General features: G+C 72.2%; 15 protein-coding genes. 7 read left to right on the top strand and 8 right to left on the bottom strand.

Annotated elements, in window-relative coordinates; translation table 11 throughout:
• Positions 1 to 10 precede the first annotated feature (10 nt).
• A complete protein-coding gene (locus tag J3486_RS01265; RefSeq protein WP_207818027.1) occupies positions 11 to 1696 on the bottom strand; it encodes an urease subunit alpha in 1686 nt (561 codons plus the stop codon).
• Positions 1693 to 2283 (bottom strand): urease subunit gamma, encoded by a 591-nt coding sequence (ureA, locus tag J3486_RS01260; protein WP_207818026.1) that lies wholly within the window; start codon positions 2281 to 2283, stop codon positions 1693 to 1695. Before ureA ends, J3486_RS01265 begins: the two co-directional genes overlap by 4 nt.
• Positions 2284 to 2407: 124 nt before the next feature.
• Between ureA and J3486_RS01255 the strand changes: the two genes are divergently transcribed.
• From J3486_RS01255 to J3486_RS01235, 5 genes are all read left to right on the top strand, one after another.
• The gene (locus tag J3486_RS01255; protein WP_207818025.1) at positions 2408 to 3589 is read left to right on the top strand and encodes a CdaR family transcriptional regulator; all 1182 of its coding nucleotides are present in this window, start codon (positions 2408 to 2410) and stop codon (positions 3587 to 3589) included.
• Positions 3590 to 3806: 217 nt separating this feature from the next.
• Positions 3807 to 4214 carry an FKBP-type peptidyl-prolyl cis-trans isomerase gene (locus J3486_RS01250; RefSeq protein WP_307804703.1) on the top strand — a complete coding sequence of 136 codons (408 nt, stop codon included), beginning with the start codon at positions 3807 to 3809 and terminating at the stop codon, positions 4212 to 4214.
• A 193-nt stretch (positions 4215 to 4407) separates the two neighbouring features.
• Positions 4408 to 5871, top strand: coding sequence for a catalase (locus J3486_RS01245; RefSeq protein ID WP_207818024.1), 1464 nt, complete (start codon positions 4408 to 4410; stop codon positions 5869 to 5871).
• A 324-nt stretch (positions 5872 to 6195) separates the two neighbouring features.
• Positions 6196 to 6582 carry an ankyrin repeat domain-containing protein gene (locus J3486_RS01240; protein WP_207818023.1) on the top strand — a complete coding sequence of 129 codons (387 nt, stop codon included), beginning with the start codon at positions 6196 to 6198 and terminating at the stop codon, positions 6580 to 6582.
• A 186-nt stretch (positions 6583 to 6768) separates the two neighbouring features.
• Positions 6769 to 7569, top strand: a complete 801-nt coding sequence (locus J3486_RS01235; RefSeq protein ID WP_207818022.1) for an SDR family NAD(P)-dependent oxidoreductase — start codon at positions 6769 to 6771, stop codon at positions 7567 to 7569.
• A 45-nt stretch (positions 7570 to 7614) separates the two neighbouring features.
• Here the strand turns inward: J3486_RS01235 and J3486_RS01230 are convergent, their stop codons facing one another.
• Both J3486_RS01230 and J3486_RS01225 read right to left on the bottom strand, forming a co-directional pair.
• Positions 7615 to 8202 carry a TetR/AcrR family transcriptional regulator gene (locus J3486_RS01230; protein ID WP_229377315.1) on the bottom strand — a complete coding sequence of 196 codons (588 nt, stop codon included), beginning with the start codon at positions 8200 to 8202 and terminating at the stop codon, positions 7615 to 7617.
• Positions 8203 to 8264: 62 nt separating this feature from the next.
• On the bottom strand, positions 8265 to 9191 hold the full coding sequence (locus J3486_RS01225) for an alpha/beta hydrolase (protein ID WP_207818020.1): 927 nt from the start codon (positions 9189 to 9191) through the stop codon (positions 8265 to 8267).
• A gap of 295 nt (positions 9192 to 9486) precedes the next feature.
• Here J3486_RS01225 and J3486_RS01220 point away from each other — a divergent pair, with 295 nt between their 5' ends.
• Positions 9487 to 12291 carry an AAA family ATPase gene (locus J3486_RS01220; RefSeq protein WP_207818019.1) on the top strand — a complete coding sequence of 935 codons (2805 nt, stop codon included), beginning with the start codon at positions 9487 to 9489 and terminating at the stop codon, positions 12289 to 12291.
• A 19-nt stretch (positions 12292 to 12310) separates the two neighbouring features.
• Here J3486_RS01220 and J3486_RS01215 read toward each other — a convergent pair whose 3' ends face one another.
• Both J3486_RS01215 and J3486_RS01210 read right to left on the bottom strand, forming a co-directional pair.
• Entirely contained in the window at positions 12311 to 15025 is a 2715-nt protein-coding gene (locus J3486_RS01215) for a LuxR family transcriptional regulator (protein ID WP_207818018.1), read from the bottom strand.
• Positions 15026 to 15176: 151 nt separating this feature from the next.
• A complete protein-coding gene (locus J3486_RS01210; RefSeq protein WP_207818017.1) occupies positions 15177 to 15617 on the bottom strand; it encodes a hypothetical protein in 441 nt (146 codons plus the stop codon).
• Positions 15618 to 15980: 363 nt separating this feature from the next.
• Here J3486_RS01210 and J3486_RS01205 point away from each other — a divergent pair, with 363 nt between their 5' ends.
• On the top strand, positions 15981 to 17390 hold the full coding sequence (locus J3486_RS01205) for a CHASE3 domain-containing protein (RefSeq protein ID WP_207818016.1): 1410 nt from the start codon (positions 15981 to 15983) through the stop codon (positions 17388 to 17390).
• A gap of 84 nt (positions 17391 to 17474) precedes the next feature.
• On the opposite strand, the gene J3486_RS01200 is transcribed toward J3486_RS01205, so the two are convergent.
• Both J3486_RS01200 and J3486_RS01195 read right to left on the bottom strand, forming a co-directional pair.
• Positions 17475 to 17765: a WhiB family transcriptional regulator gene (locus J3486_RS01200; RefSeq protein ID WP_307804648.1), complete on the bottom strand. Its 291-nt coding sequence runs from the start codon at positions 17763 to 17765 to the stop codon at positions 17475 to 17477.
• Between the two features lie 84 nt (positions 17766 to 17849).
• On the bottom strand, positions 17850 to 18254 hold the full coding sequence (locus J3486_RS01195; RefSeq protein ID WP_207818014.1) for an SsgA family sporulation/cell division regulator: 405 nt from the start codon (positions 18252 to 18254) through the stop codon (positions 17850 to 17852).
• Between the last annotated feature and the right edge of the window lie 41 nt (positions 18255 to 18295).

Below are 18295 nucleotides of genomic sequence, written 5' to 3'. Positions count from 1 at the left end.
TGGCCGCCTCTCAGGCCAGATGGTGCAGTTGGGCGAGCGGCAGCTCGGTGGCGGGCGCGGTCCCGGTGGGCACGCCGTCGACGAGGACCGGGGCGGGCTCGCGGGGCACGATCACGCGCGGGGTCGCGGTGTTGTGCAGCATGTCGGCGCGGGTCAGTCCGCGGCTGCCGCGGATCGGCGCGTAGTTCAGGCCCGGGGGCAGGGCGGCGCGCGCGGCCCGGTCCTGGAGGGCGGCCTCGGCGACGAAGACCTTCGAGAGCCGTGCGGGAGCGCCGCCGAGCGCTCCGTAGTAGGGGCGGTAGACGCGCGGCTGGGTCAGCCGCGTGGAGCCCGATCCCGAGCCGGAGTTGCCCCAGGCCACGAACCCGGCCTTGATGACCAGTTCGGGCTTGCTGCCGAACCACTTGGGGTCCCACAGCACCAGGTCCGCCATCCGGCCGGCCTGCACGGTGCCGACCTCGTGGGCGAGGCCGTGCGCGACCGCCGGGTTCAGGGTGATCTTGGCGAGATAGCGCAACGCCCGTACGTTCTCCGGTCGTTCCACTCCCCCGCCGCCGTTGGCGAGTGCCTGCACGTGGGCGAGCTGCCAGGTGCGACGGACGGTCTCGGCGATCCGGCCCATGCCCATGGAGTCGGAGTTGACGATGGAGATGGCGCCCAGGTCGTGCAGGGCGTTCTCTGCGGCGATGGCGTGCCCGCGGATCCTCCCCTTGGAGATCTCGACGTCGCTCGCGGAGTGGTGGTTCTGCCGGTGCACGGTCATCGTCATCGGGAACAGCTCGCCGACCGTGTTCGGGGTGTACGGGACCGTGGGCGTCGTCGACGACGGCAGGATGTTCGGCTCGGAGAGGATCTCCAGCAGGTCAGGGTGCCCGCCGCCGCCCTCCACGTGGTACGCGTGCACGGTCCGCCCGCGGGTCGCGCCGATGGTGTCGCGCAGATAGCCGGACTCGTTCATGGAGTCGGTGTGCAGAGCCACCGGCAGGTCGGCCTGCTCGGCGGTGTCGAGACAGTTGTCGATGATGCGCGGGGTCGCCCCGAAGTCCTCGTGGATCTTGAAGCCGCCGGCGCCGGCGAGGGTGATCTCGTCGAGGAGCGCCCGCGAGCTGGACGACCCCCGGGCCAGGAACGCGATGTTGAGCGGGGTGCCCTGCCAGGCGCTCATCAGGGTGTGCAGGTTGTGGGCGGGGTTGCAGCCGATCTCCCACACACCGCCGAGGCCCATGCCGACCAGGGTCGTGACACCGGCGGAGAGGGCTGCGGGCGCGACCTCGGGCGAGGACAGGTGGACGTGGCTGTCGACGATGCCGGGCGTCGCGATCAGACCTTCGCCAGGCACGACCGAGGTGTGCGAGTCGATGGCGTACTCGACGTCCATGACATCGGGGTTGCCGACGCCGCCGACGGACACGATGCGGCCGTCCTTGATGCCGATGTCGGTCTTGCGGACGCCGAGCACGGGATCCATGAGCACCACGCCCGCGACGACCATGTCGAGCGCCGAGTCCCGGTCGGAACGGGGTGAGGCGAGGAGCCCGTCGCGGACCGTCTTGCCGCAGCCGCCGAGGAGTTCGTCGCCGGGCGTGCCGTCGTCGGCCTCGACCTCCACCCACAGACAGGTGTCGCCGAGCCGGATCCGGTCGCCGGTGGTCGGCCCGTACAGGGCGTGGTACGTGCGGCGGTCGACGCTGGTCATGCGCGCTCCTGGGTCTTGCGGCTGGCGGGGACGAGGACGACGTCGCGCTGTTCGCCGGGCGCGAAGGCGAGTGCGGTGCCGGCGGCGATGTCGAGGCGCAGGCCGCGGGCGGCCTCGCGGTCCAGGTCGAGGGCCTGGTTGACCTCGTGCAGCGGGTAGTGCGAGGAGACGTAGACGACGGTGTCTCCGGTGTTGCGGACGGTGAGGGTGGTGCGCGGGCGGCCCACGTTGATCTCGACGGGCTCGTCGGCGGTGCGCACCGCGCCGGGCGCCGTGGGGCTCGGGGGCCCGATGGGCCGGTCGACGGCGACGAGTGACGTGCCGCTCGGGAACAACGCCTCGACCTGCACGGTCGTGACGATGTCGGCGACGCCGTCCATCACGTCGTCCGCGGTCAGGACCCGGCCCGCCGCCTCGATGACCTCGTCGAGGCTCAGCCCGTCCCAGGCGGCCTCCAGGATCTCGTCGCAGATCAGGGCGATCGCCTCGGGGGCGTTGAGGCGGCGGCCCCGGGCGCGGCGGCGGCGCGCGAGTTCGGCGACGGTGAACAGCTGGAGCCGTTCCTGTTCGCGAGGGGTCAGATGCACGGTCGAGTGGCCCTCCTGTCCGGCGGGACCCGGGCGATGCGCCGCGGGACTGCCTCAGCTTCAGGGGCAGCGAGCACAAAGCCAACGTTGAAATATCGCCCGTGCACCCCTCAGGATTGGTCACATGCACAATCCGCCCCGCCGCGACACCGCGCTGCCCCCGCCCTCACCGCGCATCGCCGAGCTGGCGGGGCAGTGCCTGGACAACATCGACGGGCTCATCGGCGAGTGGCTGGAAATGGTGCGCCCCGTGCGCACGACGTACGCGGAACGGGTGCCGGACGCCCAGTTCCGGGACACGGCCTGGCACGCCTTCGAGCTGCTGCTGCGCACGGTGGCTCAGCTGCCGGTGCCGCCGCACATCGCCGGGGTCTCCCAGCGGGTCGGCGAGGACCGGGCCCGGCAAGGCGTGCCGCTCGACTCGCTGCTGCAGGCGGCCCGTCTGGACTTCCGGGTGGTGTGGGCGGCCCTGGTCAGGCGGGCGGACCCGGTGGACATGGCGGACCTGGTGGAATCCGCGTACCACGTGTGGGAGGCCGTCGAAGGGCACGTCACCGGGATCATGACGGCGTATCAGCGCACGGTCCTGGAGATGGGGCGGCGTGCGGAGGACGAGCGCCGCATGTGGTTCACCCGGCTCCTGGAGAGCGAGGGCCGCAACCCCACGGTCGTCCGCGACGCGGGGCTCGCCCTCGGTTTCGCGGCGACGGGCCGCTTCCTGTGCGCGGCGTCCTCGGCGGCGGCCGACCCCGGTCTGCGCCGGGCGGCGGTGACGCTGCGGGCGGCGGGCGCGCCGGTGCAGCACCAGATGGTGGGTGGCGACGCCGTCCTGGTCGTGCAGCTGGGCAAGCACACCACCCGCGCGTGCGTCCTGGACCACCTCGGCGACACGCCCTGCGGCGTGGCCCCGCAGGCGACCGGGCTCGCCGCGGTGCCGCGCACCACGGTCCTGGCCATGGCGACGGCCCAGGTCCTGCCGCCGGACGCCGCGGCGCCGCGCCTGCTGGAGGACAGCTGGCTCGACGTACTCGCGCACCAGGCCGGCGACTTCGCCCGCGATCTGGCGCTCGACGTCCTGGGCGGGCTCGACGACCCCGACGTGACCGGCGCGGAGGCGGACCGCCTGCTGGAGACGGTCCGCACCCACCTGTCGGGCAGCGGCTCCATCGCGGAGACGGCGGCCGCGCTCTACTGCCACCGCAACACGATCCAGCACCGCTTCGCCCGCTTCCACGAACTGACCGGCCGCGATGTGCGGAGGCCGGCTGACGCGGCGCTCGTGGCGGTGGCGCTGCGAGCGCGTTAGGCACTGGGGTAGCACGGCGCTCGGCTCGATCGCCGGCACCGTGTGCGGTGGTTCGCAGGATTCGGGTTCCGGGAGGTGGTCGTGGCGGGCCGGGCCCTCGGGGACGAGACACGTGACAGCGGCGGCCTGGGTAGCGTGGACCTCTGTGGCGCAGGGTGTCCCTGTGTCTGGTGGTGGCCCGTGCAAGGGGCCCATGAGGGAGAGCGATGAGGCGGCGATGAGTGAGCTGGCGAAGCCCGAGGTGCACGTTCCGGAGGGCGACGCCCCTACCGAGCTGACCGTGCGGGACCTGATCGTCGGGGACGGGCCCGAGGTGAAGCCCGGCATGGTGGTCCGGGTCCACTACGTCGGGGTGACCTTCAAGTCCGGCAAGGAGTTCGATGCCTCCTGGGACCGGGGCGAGCCGTACAAGTTCGCGCTGGGCGGCGGCAAGGTCATCAAGGGCTGGGACCGGGGCGTGCGGGGGATGAGGGTCGGCGGCCGGCGCGAGATCATCGTTCCTCCGCGCCTCGGCTACGGCCACCAGTCGCCCTCACCGTTGATTCCGGCGGGCTCGACCCTGGTCTTCGTGGTGGACCTGCTCGACTCGTACTCCAGCACCGCCGGGTGGAGCAGGAGTCGGTGACCCTGGCTCCTGCTTCTGTGCGATGTGTGAGCGCGGACCGGGGACCGCGGGTTGAGTGACGGTGTCAGTCATCCGACGGATGTGTGCGGTCGCCGTCTGAGGAACTCTCGGCCGGAAAGGACCTGAACCCGTCCGGGAGAGTTCATGCCCCACCGAACCCGGACGCAACGAACCACACATCGAGGAGCGAGTCGTGCCCGAGAACAATCAGCGGCCGTTGACCACGGTCGCCGGCGCGCCGGTACCCGGCAACCAGAACTCCCTGACCTCCGGCCCGCGGGGCCCGATGCTGCTCCAGGACGTCTGGTTCCTGGAGAAGCTCGCCCATTTCGACCGCGAGGTGATCCCCGAGCGCCGGATGCACGCCAAGGGCTCGGGCGCCTTCGGCACCTTCACGGTGACGCAGGACATCACGCGGTACACCAGCGCGAAGATCTTCTCCGAGGTCGGCAAGCAGACCTCGATGTTCGCCCGGTTCTCGACCGTCGCCGGTGAGCGCGGCGCGGCCGACGCGGAGCGGGACATCCGCGGCTTCGCCCTCAAGTTCTATACGGACGAGGGCAACTGGGACCTGGTCGGCAACAACACCCCGGTGTTCTTCTTCCGCGACCCGCTGAAGTTCCCCGACCTCAACCACGCCGTGAAGCGCGACCCGCGCACCAACCTGCGCGACGCAGAGAACAACTGGGACTTCTGGACCCACCTGCCCGAGGCCCTGCACCAGGTCACCATCGTCATGTCCGAGCGCGGCATCCCGGCCTCGTACCGGCACATGCACGGCTTCGGCTCGCACACCTACAGCCTGATCAACGCCGAGGGCGAGCGGTTCTGGGTCAAGTTCCACCACCGGACGCAGCAGGGCATCAAGAACCTCACGGACGCCGAGGCCGAGGCCCTCATCGGCAAGGACCGCGAATCGCACCAGCGCGACCTCTTCGACTCGATCGAGAACGGCGACTTCCCGAAGTGGAAGCTGTGCATCCAGGTCATGCCGGAGGCCGACGCGGACCACTACCGCTTCCACCCCTTCGACCTCACCAAGGTCTGGTCGAAGAAGGACTACCCGCTGATCGAGGTCGGCGAGTGGGAGCTCAACCGCAACCCCGACAACTACTTCGCGGACGTGGAGCAGGCCGCGTTCACCCCCGCCAACGTGGTGCCGGGCATCAGCTACTCCCCGGACAAGATGCTGCAGGGCCGGCTCTTCTCCTACGGTGACGCCCAGCGCTACCGCCTCGGTGTGAACCACCACCAGATCCCGGTCAACGCCCCGAGGAACCCGGTGAACTCCTACCACCGTGACGGCGCCATGCGCGTCGACGGCAACCAGGGCGCCACCCCGGGCATCGAGCCCAATTCCTACGGCCGCTGGCAGGAACAGCCCGCCTATCGCGAGCCCGAGCAGGCCGTGGGCGCCGTCGCCGACCGTTTCGACTTCCGTGAGGACGACGACAACTACTTCGAGCAGCCCGGCGACCTGTTCCGGCTGATGACCCCGGAGCAGCAGCAGGCCCTCTTCGAGAACACGGCGCGGGCCATCGACGGCGCGTCCCGGCAGACCGTGGAGCGGCACATCGCCAACTGCACGCAGGCCGACCCTGGTTACGGCGAGGGCGTGCGCAAGGCGATCGAGGCCCTGGCCGCCGGCACCCTCTGAGTCAGTCCGGGCCCGGGCCTGGACCATCGCGGCGCGTGTCTTCGGCGTCTTGGCGGAGGGCGAGCCCTCAGCCGCTCGTGGCGGAAGGCGAGCCCTCAGCCGCTCGTGGCGGAAGGCGGGCCCCGGCCGCTCATGGCGGGGCGCGTCCTCGGCCACTCGTGACGGAGGGCGGCCCCCGGCCGCTCGTGACGGAGGACCCGCCCCGGCCCACCCGGCGTGGAGCAATTGGCCCGGCCCACGCCGGGCACGGCATGCCGCCGTCACCCCGCAGGACTCCACGTACCGGAGCAGCACCGGGCCGCTCGACCAGGAAGGAACACACACATGAGCAGTGCGAGGCTGACCGCCGAGCAGACGGCTCGCGTCGTGGCCATCGCCATGGATCTCGCCCGGGAGGGAAGCACAGGTCAGCTGGTGGAGTTCGTCCGGCACGGGCTCCCGGTGGACACCGCCGACGCGGGCGGCGACACGCTCCTGATGCTTGCCGCCTACCACGGCCACGCCGACACGGTACGGGCCCTGCTCCGGCTCGGCGCCGACCCCGATCTGCGCAACGCGCGCGACCAGTCCCCCGTCGCCGGCGCACTGTTCAAGGGGGCCGACGACGTGGTGGCCGCTCTTCGAGGGGCGGGGGCCGATCTCGACTCGGGCACGCCGACCGCCCGCGCCGCTGCGGCCCTGTTCGGCCGCGAGCACCTGCTGACCGACTGACCGGAACCCGGGACGTCTGCACTTGTATACGTCCCTGGCTGGCAGTCGGCCCGCCCATCACCCGCCGTCGGCCCGCCCATCACCCACCACACGTCTACACCTGTATACTTAACTGCAGAGGCACACTCTTCCGGCCGTCACCTGGCGTCACGGCGGCACGGGAAACCCCAGAAAGGGACAGAGAACATGAACCTGAATCTGACCGGAAAGCGCGCGCTCGTCACGGGGTCCAGTCTCGGACTCGGCGAGGCCACCGCGAAGCTGCTCGCCGACGAGGGAGCCGAGGTCGTGGTCCACGGCCGGGACAAGGAGCGTACGGAGAAGGTCGCCCAGGACATCCGCGAGGCGGGCGGGAGCGCCGCCACGGTGGTGGGTGACCTGGCCGAGGACGCGGCGGCCGCCGAGGTGGCCCGGGCGGCCCTCGCGATCGGCCCCATCGACATCCTGGTCAACAACGCCGGCTTCTACCGCCACTTGTCGTGGACGGACGCGAGCCCCGACGAGTGGCGTAACACCTACAACGTCAACGTCGTCTCCGGCGTGCGGATGATCCAGCACCTGGTCCCCGCGATGCGCGAGCGCGGCTGGGGCCGCGTCATCACCATCGGCGGCGGACTCGCCTCCCAGCCGATGAACACCCATCCGCAGTACAACGCCACCCTGGCCGCCCGGCACAACCTCGCCGTGTCCCTCGCCCGCGAGCTGAAGGGCACCGGCGTCACCTCGAACGTGGTCTCCCCCGGGGCGATCCTCGTCGAGGCCACCCAGGAACTCGTCACCTCGATCGGCCCCGCCCGCGGATGGGGTGACACGTGGGAGGAGATCCGGCCCAACGCCGTCAACGCCCTGATCCCCAACGACCAGGAGCGCTTCGGCGAGCCGCACGAGATCGCCGGAGCGGTGGCATACCTGTGCAGCGACTACGCGCAGTACATCAGCGGCGCCACCATCCGCGTCGACGGTGGGCTCATCCGCTCCGCCTTCTGAACGCGACGGGGGCAAAAGGCCGCACCAGGCCGGGCCCCCACCGCCTCACATGCCGGTTCCGGTCTCCCCGGTGACGGGTGTGAGCATGCGTGTCAGAAGATCCGCGAGAGTGTCGCTGTCGGCCTCGGCGAGGGCGGTGGTGCCCACGACGGTGCGCAGCAGCCACGTCCCGGCCACCAGCGCAAGGCCGAGCTGGGCCCGCAGCTCTGTCTCGGGTCCCTCCAGCAGTCCCGCCAGCCGGGTACCCACATGTGTTTCGATGCCGCGCCGAAGAGCGTCCGTCGCCTCGGGATCCTGCGCCGAACGGAGCAGCAGCAGGAACGGGTCGAGGTCCTCGGCTCCGGACGCGGTGCGCTCGGCGAGCGAGTGCGCGATCGCGCCGGCCAGTCCCCGGCTCTCGTCGCCGACCACCGTCGGCGGGGCGAAGACCCGGTCCACCACCTGGGCGAACAGGCGTTCCTTCGACCCGAAGTAGCGGTTGATCATCATCGCCGTCACGCCGGCGCGCTCGGCGATCTGCCGGACCCCGGCCCGTGCGTAGCCGTGCCGGGTGAACTCCACCGCCGCCGCGGCGAGGATCGCCTCGCGCGTCGCGGCACCGTCACGCTTGCGGACAGGTTGCACAGCATTCATACGCAGGAGCATACGGGGGCCCGCTCACGGGCCCGCGGGCGTCGATCGCTCAAGGCTCGTGGTCAGACCGCTTCCGCGAGGGTGCGGTGGTAGAAGTCGGTGAGCTTGTCGACGGCCGGGTCGATGTGCTCCTTGCGGTCGTAGAGGTCGACGTGGCTGGCGCCCTCGATCCAGTGGAGCTCCTTCGGGCCGGTGGCGCGCTGGTGCACGTCCACGGCCATCCAGGACGTCACGGCGCGGCTGCCGACGATCTGCAGCAGGGGGCGCGGGCCGATCAGCGGAACGGCGTGGAACGCGTCGAAGAACGCCAGCTTGTCGACGCTCTGCCAGGCCAGGAACTTCGCCGAGCGCTCGTGCTCGCCGCGCGGGGTGCAGTAGTACTCGAAGCCCTCCACGCCGTGTTCGCCGCCCAGGGCCCCGGCCTGCTCCGCGGTCTCGGGGAACATCGTCATGACACCGGGGTCCTCGCCCCGGGCGGCCGCGGTGCGTGCCGCGGCCGCCGCGTCCAGGAGGGCCTGGAAGACGGACGGGTCCTGCGTGCCGTCGGCGCCCAGCCGGAACTGGCGGGCGACGTCGACGCCGCTGACCGTGGCCACCGCCTTCACCCGGTGATCGCCGCCGGCCGCCGCCAGGGAGTAGCCGCCCGAGGCGCAGATGCCGAGCAGGCCGATGCGGTCGCTGTCGACCTCGGCGCGGGTGGTGAGGTAGGAGACGGCCGCCTTGAAGTCCTCCACCCGCTGCGCGGGGTCCTCGAGACCGCGCGGCAGACCGCCGGACTCCCCCTGGTACGCGGCGTCGAAGGCGAGCGTGACGAATCCGCGCTCCGCCATCCGGCGCGCGTAGATGCCGGAGGTCTGTTCCTTCACACTCGTGCCGGGGTGGCCGACGACGAGAGCCGGGTGCGGGCCCACGCCGGGGGTGTCGGGGGTGTAGAGGTGTGCGGCGATCCGGAGGCCGGCGCTGTCGAAGGTGACCTTGGTCTGGACCATGGGAGGCTCCTTGATGAGGATGAGGTTCCAAAGGGGCGGGGTGTCCGCCCGTCTCGGCGACATGTCAAAGATCGCCCCAGATCAGCGAGGTGAGAAGAGACAGGTTTCTGCCCGGGAAAGAACCTTCCCTCCCTACGTGTCACGGCCCGGCGGCGGCCGTTCCGACGGGGGTCTCCACGCCCCGGCACGGGCCCCTGCCGGCAAGCTGCATGCGAACTGCCTGTTACCGCCGCCCCGCTTCCGGTGGGATACGGGTGGGGCATGAAGGATCGATGTCCCGGAACAGGGGGCACTCATGAACACGCAGATCGAGGCCTCCTTCTTCGCCGCCGTGAGGGCTGCGGAGAAGGACACGCACACGTCCTGGCCGTCGGTCCCCGCATCCAGCGGGGCCACGGCGGGCGGTCGGCTCGTCGGACGCGAGTCCGAGCTCCGGGATCTGCGGACGTTCGTGCGGGACGCGACGGCGCACGGCGCGACACGTGCCGTGCGCGGGGTCGCGGGATCGGGCAAGTCCGAACTGCTGGAAGCGGCCGTCGAGTCGGCGACGGCAGCCGGCCTGCGCGTGCTGCGCTGCTCGGGCAGCCGGATCGGCACCCCGCTCGACCTGTCCGGGCTGCTGCAGATCCTGTGGCCCCTGCTGGGCGGCGCACGACTTCCGCTGGCCAGCAGGGACCGCCAGGCCCTGGAGACGCTTCTGATGGACGGCGCCCCCGCCCGCGTGGACCGGGCGCGGCTGCCGTACACCGTCCTCAGGGTGCTGGAGGCGGCCGGCGCGCAATGCCCCCTGCTGATCGCCGTCGACGACTGGGACGCGCTGGATGCGCCCAGCGCCGACGTGCTCGCGTTCGTCGCCCGCCGGACCGCCGGTCACCGGATCGGCGTTCTGCTGACCTCCCGTACGCACCCTGCGCGCACGGCGTCCCTGACCGGGCTCCCGGAGGTGTCGCTGCGCCCTCTGACGCGGGCCGAGTCCGCCGCGCTGCTGGCGGCACGGCGTCCGGGCGGTGACCCGCGAGCCGTGCACGAGCTGCTGGCGACCGCGGCCGGCAACCCCCTCGCGCTCCTGGAACTGCCCACCGACACCGACGATCCCCTCCCCTACCTGCCCGCCTCGTCGGACCGTCTGACGTCCGCCATGGCGCCCGGCGTGCAGCAGTTGCCCGCCGCGACCCGGGATCTGCTGCTGGTGGCGGCGCTCCACCCGACGGCGGACATCCCCCTGCTGCTCTCGGCGGCGTCCCGGATCAGGGGCGGCACGCCGGACTTCGCGGCCGTGGAACCCGCCGAACGCCAGGGCATCGTCGACTTCGACGGCATGCGGATGGCCTTCAGCCACCCCGCGATGGCCGGCGCGGTGGTCCACGGCACGGACCCGAGCCGCTGCCGGGCCGCGCACGCGGCGCTCGCCGCCGAGCTCAAGCAGGACTCTCCGCGGCAGCTGTGGCACCTGTCCCAGTCGGTCGAGGGGACGGACCCGGATCTCGCCGGACGCCTCGAAGACATCCACCGCTTCGCCCTGCGGCAGAACGAACCAGTCATCGCCCTGCGCCTGTTGCGGCGCGCGGCCGCACTGTACGACCGGCCGCAGGACCGGGGGCGCTGCGTCCTGCGGGGCGCGCAACTCGCCCAGGACACCGGCTGGGAACGGCCGGCCCGGTCGCTCGCGCACCAAGCCCTGGAACACCCGCTGGGGCCGCTCGGCCGCCTGTACGCGCAGACCCTGACGCGGCGTGGTCCGGTCACCGAGGTCGCGGCGGACCCTGCGGCGTGGCCCGTGCCGGCCGGCGCCTTCGAGGTGGAATGCGCCCTGGAACTGGCGCAGTTGACGGCCCCCGACGTCACCGGTGACCCGGAACGCGCCGAGGCGCTGGTCGCGTATCTCGACGCCCTGCCGGCGGACGTGGCGCACGATCCGCGGCTGCTGCACGCCATGGCCACGGCGGCGCCGGTCCGCAGGGCCGCGACCCTGATCTCCAGGCTGTCCGTCGCGGGCCGCGATGACAACGTTGGCGTACGCGATCTCGAACGCCTGGGAGAGGCGGCGCTGCGGGCCGGTGCGCCGCTGCACGCACTGGAGCTGCACCGGCAGGCGGAGCGCCGCTGTCTCCTCCACGAGCTGTACGACCGGCTGCCCGCGACGCTGCTCTGGCAGGGACTGGCCCAGCTGGTCACCGGTGACTGGGGGCAGGCGGAAGCGGCGTTCCGGCGGTGCGCCGAGCAGGCCACGGAACGCGCTCTGCGCGGCGAGACGGCGGCGGCACACCTGCTCGAACAGCTCACACGTGGGCTGCGGACCGGTACGGTGCCGCCGCCGGCCGATCCGCGCGACCTCGACGACGCGCGCCCGTCGATGCCCGCGATCGGCGAGATCGTCGCCGTCGGCACCGGCTGGGCACAGGTGGAGAGCGGTGACGTGACCGCCGGGTACGCCACGCTCGCGCGTCTGCTCGCCGCGCCCGAGCGCTGCACCCCGGTCCTGTTCGCCCTGGTGCCGTTCGCGGAGGCGGCCGGTGCCGTGCACGCGGCCGCTTCGGCTCGCGCCCGGCTCCGGCTTCTCGAAGAGGAGCTGGGGCCGGAGTGCGCCCCGCTGGTGGCGGTCGAACTCGCCGTGGCCCGGGCCGTCCTGGCCGACGACGAGGACGCGGTGGCCCGCGTCGAACGCGCTTTCGCCACGGATCTGTCCCACCGCCCGTTCCTGGGGGCGGCGCTGCGCCTCACGCAGGGCCGGCGGCTCCGGCGCCGGTACGAGTTCACGGACTCCCGCGTTACCCTGCGCCAGGCGGCCGCCACCTTCACGATGATGGGCGCCGAGGCCCGCGTCGCACGCATCACCGAGGAACTGCGGGCCTCCGGCGAGCGGGCCGACGCCATCACCCCGGGCGTCCCGCGCCCGGCGACGGCCGCCGATCTGCTCAGCTCGCAGGAACTGCGGATCGCCCGGTTCGCCGCGCGCGGCCTGTCGAACCGTCAGATCGGTGCCGAGCTCGGCCTGTCGCCCCGCACGATCGGCGCCTATCTGTACCGGATCTTCCCGCGCCTGGGTGTGACGTCGCGGACGCAGCTGGCCGGTGCGCTCAGGGACGAGTCCGCTGTCTGACCCTGTCCGGGTCCGCGCTTCACTCCAAGTCCTTCCGGGCGGCGAGCTGCGCCCGTGAGGTGACGTCGAGCTTGGGGAAGATCTGGTACAGGTGTGAGGCCACCGTGCGGGCCGACAGGTGGAGCTGTTCCCCGATGGCCCGGTTCGTCAGACCCCGGGCGGCGAGACGGGCGATGGTGAGCTGCTGGGGCGAGAGCACGCGGGCCGCGGTGTCCTGCGCGGGTTCGGCGTCCGTCCCGCCGGCCGCCCTCAACTCCGAGGCGGCCAGCTCCGCACGGGACGTGGCCCCCAGGGCCCGGAAGAGCGCCTCGGCCGCGGCGAGCGGTGCGCGGGACTCGACAACCCGGCGTCGGCGCCGCAACCAGGCCCCGTGGCCCAGGTGCGTCATCGCGTTCAGCAGCGGCCAGCGTCCGGCGTCACCGTCGAGCGCGTCGCGGTAGCGGGTCTCCGCCTCATCGTCCGGGGCGAGCACGGCGCCGGCGTACGCCAGGATGCCGCGGAGCAGGGGTGCCCGCCCGCTGCGGGTACTGCGCGCGATGTGCTCGACGACGGCCCTCGCGTCGTCCGTCTCGCCCGCGGGCAGGGCGGCTTCGACGAGGAAGGGCAGGCCCCAGAACTGCTGGAACGAGTAGGGGGTGAGCAGTTCGGTGAACGACGAGCGCAGCTGCGTGTAGGCCTCGGCGTACCGTCCCGTGCCGGAGGCGGTCAGCAGCCGGATGAGGGTGGCGAGGTTCAGGTGCTGGCCCTGGCCGAGGTGCCGGGACGCCTCCTCGATCGCCGCGGCGCGTTCCAGCGCCTTGTCGTGCCGGCCCTGGAGCGCCTCGATGATGCCCTGCGCACCGACCGCTCTGGCCGCGTAGTTGTCGTGTGCGAGGCCGGCGCCGATCGCGTGGGCCTCCGTCGCCATGGCGTGCGCGGTGCGCCACTCGGCGCCCAGCCAGATCTCGCCCAGGGCTCTGGCCGAGAGGATGGACGGCAGCCGTCCTTGGCGGCCGTCGGCGCGCGCGGCCGTCTCGGCGTCCTGGAGAAAGTGCGCGGCCCGCTCGAAGTCGCCGGTCAGATGGGCGGCCTGGCCGAGGAAGAGCCGCTCGTCGGGGGCCGGCGGATCCTGCGGCTCCAGGGGGACGTGGCTGATGGAGAGGGGGTCGGTCAGCGCCTGCGTGGCGAGTTCCCGCGCGCTCCAGGGTGCGGATCGCAGGTCCTTGAGGGTGCGTACGACGACCTGGCGTGCGGCGGCGTCGGCCTGCTGCCACCAGCACCGGCCCGCGGCGGCGTGCAGCAGCTTCTCCGCGAGGGCGGGATGTCCGGTGGCGACGGCCCGCGCCGCTGAACAGAGTTGGTCGATGCGCTCGCGGCCCACCGGAGAGTTTCCCGGTACGAGGTCGTGCAGCCACAGGAGCATCGCGCGGCCGAGGTCGCCGAGCTCCGCGGGGTCGATGCCGCGTGCGTGCCGGCGGGCCTGCTCGCCCAGGCCGTGGTGGCAGGCCAGTTCGGCGGCGCGCAGCAGCCTGGCCGCCCGGCGCTCCGGGTCCGGGGAGACGCGGGCTGCGCATTCGAGTGCCGCCAGGGCGACCAGCAGGTCGGTGCCGGGCCAGGGGCCGTCGGCCAGTGACTCCAGGTGCCTGGCGAGGTCCTCGTCGGCGCCTGCCGCGTACTGGGCCGCGTGCCAGGCGGCCTGTGCGGGGTCCGTGACGCTCTGCCGGAGTGCCGCATGGACGGTCATGCGGCGTGCGGCCGGTTCCCGGTGCAGGATCGCCGCACGGACCAGGGGTTCGGGGAACCGTACGTGGCGGCCCTCCTCGGTGGCGAGGCCCTGGGCGACGGCCTCGTCCAGACCTTCGCGGGCGTCCTGCGCGCTGCCCGCCAGGTGTGTGCTCGCGGCCAGGATCTCCCCGGCGACCGGGGAGATGCTCAGCGCCGCGGTGAGCAGCACCCTGGTGGCGGATTCGGACAGGGCATCGAGGTCCTCGGCGTACGCCTCGGCCAGGCGGGATGTCGCCGGCAGCATGCCGAGGCCCGCCGCCTCCCCCAGCCCCTTGCCGCTCAGCGACAGTTCCGTGAGGGCGAGCGGGTTCCCCCGGGCCACGGCGAGAATCAGTTCCTCCTCCGTGGGCGACGTCGCCCGGCCGCTGCGCCGGACGATCTCACGGGCCGCCGGGGCGGGCAGCGGCCGCAGCACGACGGTCCGCGCGTCCGGCGGCAGCCACGGCGCGGCGGCGGTGCGCTCGGCGACGACGATGCCCACCCCGGCCGTCCCGCGCAGGTGGGCCATCGCGCGGATGGTGTCGCGGCTCGCGTCGTCGAGGCGGTCGAGGTCGTCGACGCAGACCAGGGTCGGCCCGGCGGAGGTCTCCAACAGGCGCAGGGCGGCCCGCGCCAGGTCCTGCGGATCGGGTTCGGCGTGGCCCGCACCGAAGGCGGCGTCGAGCGTCGCACGCTGCCGGGGCGGGAGATCGTCGGCGAGCGGCAGGAGCGGGTGCAGCAGGATGTGCAGCGCCGCATGCCGCAGGCCGCGCTCGGCCGGGGTCCAGGACGTCGAGAGGACGGGGATGTCCCGCCGTGCGGCCTCTTGTGCGGCGAACCGCAGTACAGCGGTCTTCCCCATGCCCGGGCCCGCACCGATGTGCAGCACCCGCACTCCGTCGGACAAGTCCGCGAGCAGCGCGGTGACCTGCGCGCGTTCCTGCTCACGACCGATCAGACCGCCGTCGTCGGACCGCAGGTGTGCACCCATCTCGTCCTCCCCCACCGGGCCCGGCACTGCGCTGACGGGCACCGGGCACGCTCACCCGGTCACACCCGCACCAAGCCCCGACCCACACATGTTCCGCCTCGATGTGGTGCATGCGGCGGTCGTGTGTCCGGTGTCGAGATGCGAGGGAACTTTAACATTCAGGTACAGCGGTCGTCCGCGCCGCTCCAGGTGTCCCGCGGTCGGCGGCGTCGTACAGGGAACGGATGCTGACGGCGGATCCGTGCTCAAGGCGGTCGAAGACCCAGTCCACCGGCCGGCACCGGCGCCCGTCGAGCAGCTCCACGGCGAGCGGGACGGTCTGCGTCTCGGCCGGGCAGTGCCGCCAGGCCCCGCCCACGTGACGGATCAGGATCTCGCCGACGTAGCAGCCGAAGGCGACGAGCGATTCGGCCATTTCGCCGCCGGTGGCTCCGTCGCTGCGGAAATCGTCGACGATCTCCTCCAGCAGCCCGATGCTGCCCGGGCTGTAGTCCAGGTCGGCGCCACTGATGTCGGAAGCGGTCGCGACGACGTCAGCCGCGAGCCGGGACGCACTGTCCGGCTCCAGCAGATACTTCAGGTGCAGCTGCATGTTCGTCCTCGGAACGTTTTCGTCGACTGCGTCGAGGCTAGCCGCACAATCGCCGTCGGACAGGCTCGTGAACATAAGTATTTGGTCACTCCATCACCCTGTCCGGCCGTCGACACCTCGCACCCGGACCCGTCGCACACGTCGCGGAACACCTGGACTGCGCCGCGGGCTTCGCGTGGGGTGGGATCCGCTGCTCGCGATCTCGGTGAACCCTCGCAGGGCCCGTCCGTCCCCGCGCCCTGCGCCGTAGGAACATGTCTGACGTACAAACTCGCCCGGATATTCTCGGCTGCCCCTTCTGCTCGGCGGTGGACACATTGCACACTCTTACCTGTCTCGTTCCCATCCATCGGCAGGCGGAGCATGCGCGCACGACAGGGGTACAGCGGTAGGCGACTGGGGCTGACGAGCCTCACGATCGCGGCGAGCGGCCTGCTCGCCCTGCTCATAGGTGTCGCTTTCGCCATCCTGCTCTGGGCGATCTCCGACGCGAACAGTTCCACTTCGGCCAGGCGGGCGTCCCGGACGGCTCTGGTCGAAGCGGGGACCATGGAGCAGTTGCTCCTCGATCTGGAGACCGGTCAGCGGGGCTTCGTCATCACCGAGCGCGAGGAGTTCCTGGAGCCGTGGCATGAGGCGCGGGGGGCTCTCGCGGCCGAGTCGCGGCGGTTCACCGACAGCGCCACCTCCGCACAACAGCGCCGTACCGCCCGGAAGATCGCGCGGGGTGTCGCGGCGTTCCTGGACGATTACTCGGTCCCCCTGATCGCGATGGTCCGCCGGGGCGATCCTGCCGCGTCCGGTCTGGCGCAGGCCACGGACGGCAAGCGGCGGGTCGACGCCCTGCGGGCCGACTTCCACGCGTACATGGAGGACGAGCGCGCGCAGCTCGCGGAGCGGACGGACGCCGCCGGGACCAACAGCCACCAGGCCGTTCTCGCCGCGGCGCTGGGGCTCGCGGCGTCGACCGCGCTCGTGGCCGTGTTCACGGTGCTCCAACACCGCGCCGTGGTACGGCCGGTGCGCGGGGCGGCGACCGCGGCGCAGGAGCTCGCGGGCGGTGACCTGGGGGTGCGGGTCGCACCGAGCAGGGTGGCGGAGATCGGGGCGCTCGGCACCTCCTTCAACACCATGGCGGCGTCGCTGCAGGACACTCGCCGGCGCATCATGGAGAGCACCGAAGCGGTGCACCGGCGTACGGCGCGGGACCTGCACGACGGGGCGCAGCAGCGGCTGGTGAGCCTGATGATCGGGCTCCGGCTGGCCCGGGAGCTGATACCCGGCACGGAGACGGCCGCGATCGATCTTCTGGACCAGTCCGCGGAGAACGCGCAGACGGCGATCAACGAACTGCGGGAACTGGCGTCGGGGATCTACCCGCTCGTGCTGACGGTGAAGGGCCTGGTGGCGGCCGTGCAGGAGCTGGCGGCCCGCTGTCCCGTGCCGGTCGTCGTCACGGCCACGGACGAGCGGCGGATCTCCTCCACCGTCGAGTCGAACGCGTACTTCGTCGTGGCCGAGGCCGTGACCAACGCGGTCAAGCACGCCCGGGCGTCCCGCATCGACGTCTCCCTGTCCTTCGGGGACATGCTGCGGATCGAGGTCGCGGACGACGGTGTCGGTGGCGTGGGCAGGGCCTCCGCGGGCAGCGGGATGACCGGGCTCGCGGACCGGGTGGCGGCCTTCGACGGCAAGCTGGCCATCGACTCACCGCCCGGCGCCGGCACCACCCTGCTGATCCAGATCCCGGCCGAACCGGCAGAGCCCGCCTGACACTTCACGCACCGGCAGTCCCTACCGCCCACGAGGTGCGGACGGCCCTCCGGCCCGCGACGCGGAGAGCGTCGACCGTCGCCGTCACACCCTGCCGTCCGCCGCGCTCGCCCGTGGCCGCGCCCGGTCGCGGCGCTCGTCGTACGACAGGCCGCCCCAGACGCCGTACGTCTCCCCGCGGGCCAGGGCCGTGGCCGCGCAGACGTCGGCGACGTCGCAGCGTCCGCAGATGCGCCGGGCGCCTTCCTCCCGTTCACGGCGGGCCCGGCCGCGCTCCCCCGTCGGGGAGAAGAAGGTGGCGCTGTTCATGCCGCGGCAGGCGGCACGCTCCTGCCACTGCCAGTCGCTCAACAGGGGACGCGGGTCTTCTCGCACGGTGGTCCTTCCTCTCCATGTCTTGCGCTGGTTGCCCTTGCGCCGGTTGTTCATGCGCAACCGGTTCCGCCTCGACGGGGTCCCTCACTCGACGGGCTGCACCAGCTCGTCCCAGTCGACGCCGTCCAGTTCCGTCCCGCGCGGCACCATGTCGTAGGTCCTGGCCAGCCAGGTCATGAACGGCTCGGCGTCCAGCTCGATCAGTGCGGTGTGGACGCTCCCCAGCCGGACGCAGACCGAGGTGAGGCCGCCCTCGTGATCGTGGACCGGCCAGAGCCGTATGTCGCCCTCGCCGACCTGGTCGACCAGCCCTCCGGCCAGCAGATCACGGGAGACGACCCAGCTCACCGACCGCTCGCTCGCGACGTCGAAGACCATGGTGACGACGAGCGGATCGGTGCTGTCGTAGGACACTTCACACGTCCGCGTCAGGGCGACGTCCGCGAACACCCAGTGCGTGACCTGCAGCGAGAGACAGCACTTCTTCATCAAGGACTCCTCAGGATCGGCCGGTCGACCGGCCTCGGAAC

This window comes from Streptomyces sp. VRA16 Mangrove soil (assembly GCF_017377775.1).
In the GTDB taxonomy this organism is placed as follows: Bacteria; Actinomycetota; Actinomycetes; order Streptomycetales; family Streptomycetaceae; genus Streptomyces.
The sequence above is the reverse complement of the archived record's forward strand: the minus strand, read 5'-3'. Positions and strand labels throughout refer to the sequence as shown.